The sequence below is a fragment of the Micromonospora globispora genome (assembly GCF_003857015.1).
Taxonomy (GTDB): domain Bacteria; phylum Actinomycetota; class Actinomycetes; order Mycobacteriales; family Micromonosporaceae; genus Micromonospora; species Micromonospora globispora.
In genome coordinates, this window is record NZ_QGGF01000629.1 from 1 (window position 1) to 2,393 (window position 2,393).

2 protein-coding genes are annotated in these 2,393 nt (G+C 70.4%); one reads left to right on the plus strand and one right to left on the minus strand.

What is annotated here, in order from left to right; translation table 11 throughout:
• Positions 1-1,576, plus strand: a 1,576-nt coding sequence (locus tag DKL51_RS31070) for a BTAD domain-containing putative transcriptional regulator (protein WP_311768099.1), incomplete at its 5' end; no start/stop codon positions are given.
• 200 nt (positions 1,577-1,776) lie between these two features.
• Here the strand turns inward: DKL51_RS31070 and DKL51_RS31075 are convergent.
• Positions 1,777-2,226, minus strand: a complete 450-nt coding sequence (locus DKL51_RS31075) for a DUF4262 domain-containing protein (RefSeq protein ID WP_243420649.1) — start codon at positions 2,224-2,226, stop codon at positions 1,777-1,779.
• Positions 2,227-2,393: the final 167 nt, after the last annotated feature.

Below are 2,393 nucleotides of genomic sequence, written 5' to 3' on the forward strand. Positions count from 1 at the left end.
GGTGATGCCCTCAGCGACCGCGGCGACGCTGCTCGGCGCCGCCGCAGTCACCCTGCCCCGCACGCCCCGGCTGACCATCACCGCCGGCCTCGACGACGCCCTGGAGATCCTGGAAGCGCAGACACTGCACCGCACCCGGCTGGTCTACCAACACGAGGTCGACACCGTCACCGACCTGCGCGCCGCCGACCCCTACGAAGAACCCCTGCCCCCGATCATCCTGCTGGCCGACGCCACCGGTCGCCACGAACGCGCCCGCATCGCCGCCCTGCTCACGCAAGGCCAACGCCTGGACATTCACGGCGTGCTGCTCGGAACATGGCCCGACGGGAACACCGTCGACGTCGCCGATGACGGCACCACCACCCCCGCCGACGGCGTCACCACCCGCCACGGCTCCCACCCGTCAGACGTGGGCCGGCTCGCCGTCATCAACCCCGACGAAACCGCCGCCCTCCTCGCGACCCTCGCGGAATCCCACACCGGCCAACTGCCCGCGCCCGCCCCCTCCGAAGCCGCACCCACTCCTGAGCAGGACCCCGAACCGGTGCCGCCAGCCCACCCGGCGACCCAACCCGACGCACAGTCAGCGACCGAAACAGCCAGCGACGCTCACGCCCGTCCAGTCGACAGCGGCACCGCGGGTTCTTCAGGCGGCACGGCATCGGCCACTGATTCCACGGCCTGCGGCGGCCCTGCTGCTGCAGCGGACACCGACGACCCCGGCGAAGGCCACGCTTCGGCCACCGCCGCCCCGACGCCACCTCGCACGGAGACGACCGCAGGCATGCCCGGCCCGGTCGAGGTCGCCGTGCTCGGCACGCCTGCCATCGTCGGCGCCGACCCGCAACGCAGTCTGCGCGCGAAGTCCCTCGAACTACTCGTGTACCTGGCGGTCCGGGACGGCAGCGCCTCCGCAGAGGCCATCCTGGATGACCTGCTCCCCGACGCCCCAGCGAGCAAGGCCGTGCACCGGCTGCACACCTACGTCTCAGACCTGCGCAGCGTCCTGCGCCACAACGCCGGCCCCGGCAGCTACCTCACCCACCCGAACCACCGCTACCAGCTCAACGCCCAGCGCTTCGACATCGACCTGTGGAGGATGCGCGCCGCCATCCGCGCCGCCGACGGTGCCACCAGCAAGCCTGAGCGGGTCGCGGCGCTGCGCCGCGCCGTCGACACCTACCGCCGGCCACTGGCGCAGGGCTGCGAGTACGAATGGCTCGAGCCCTACCGGGAGGCGATACGCCAAGAGGCCCTCGACGCCACCGTCGCCCTCGCCGAGGAACTCACCGGCCACCCAGCCGAGCAGCTTGCCGTACTGGACGTGGCGATCCCACAACACCCCTACGGCGAAGAGCTCTACCAGACAGCGATGCGCGCCCGCGCACAGCTCGGCGACCTCGACGCGGTGCGGGCGCTCCGCCGGACCCTGACCCGCCAGCTCGCCGAGATCGATGCCGAGCCCAGCGACGACACCCTCACACTGGCCGACCGCCTCATGGCAGACCTGCGCCGAGGCGGCCACGACTCCCGCGTACTCCGTCCACCCGATGAGGACGGGAGGCCCGTCTGAGGCCCTCGCTCGGCCGCATCTGCGGGACGGTGAACGACAAAAGGCCGCCTTCTTCCTCGCCTGGGAACCCCACCGGGAGCGTGGGCACGCGAGCCGTCGGCGGCAGGGCGTGCTGGAGGCTGGGCCAACGCACGTAGAGCGCCGGCCCAGCCTCCAGCCCGTGGTGACAGGGCGGGACTACGGCCGTCCGATGATCGGCTTCAGCCCTGGGGGTAGGCGTAGCCGCTGTCCCAGGGGAAGCGGCCCTGCGGATCTGGCCAGACGATCTGCTGCAGGCGCACACGGTCGCGCCCGTAGTGGCCATAGGTGGTGCCGGGATGTAACTCCGGCGTGGCGTCGCCGCCCACGATGACGGCGTCGTAGCCGGCGATGAGGTCGCCGATGCGCTGGCCGTGGTGGAACCGTTCGACCCTGTCGTACACCCTGCTGGCGAGGTCGTTGAGCAGCGCCTTCGATTTGGCGGGGTCCAGTCCTGCGATCAGTAGCTCGGGGTAGTCGTGAATTTTACCGACGTGGTTTGCCCTCGTATTGGCGCGGAGCTGCGCATACGAGCGCGGATATGTCCGTGACGTCCATCGCCTGCTTGCTGGCCGTGCCCTCAATCGGGTGTCGCTACTAAGCGTACGAAGCCGACATCGACCGCCGCGCACACATCGCGGCTACCTGTTGGCTGGTGGTACGACCGCAGCCCGGATGCTCCTATGGTCCGTCAAGCGGTCAGCAGGGTGTAGATCTCTCGGGCGATGTAGCGCTTGAGGCATCTCATGGTTTCGGTGGTGCTGAGGCCTTGTTGGATGCGGCGGTCGCGGTAGGTCCG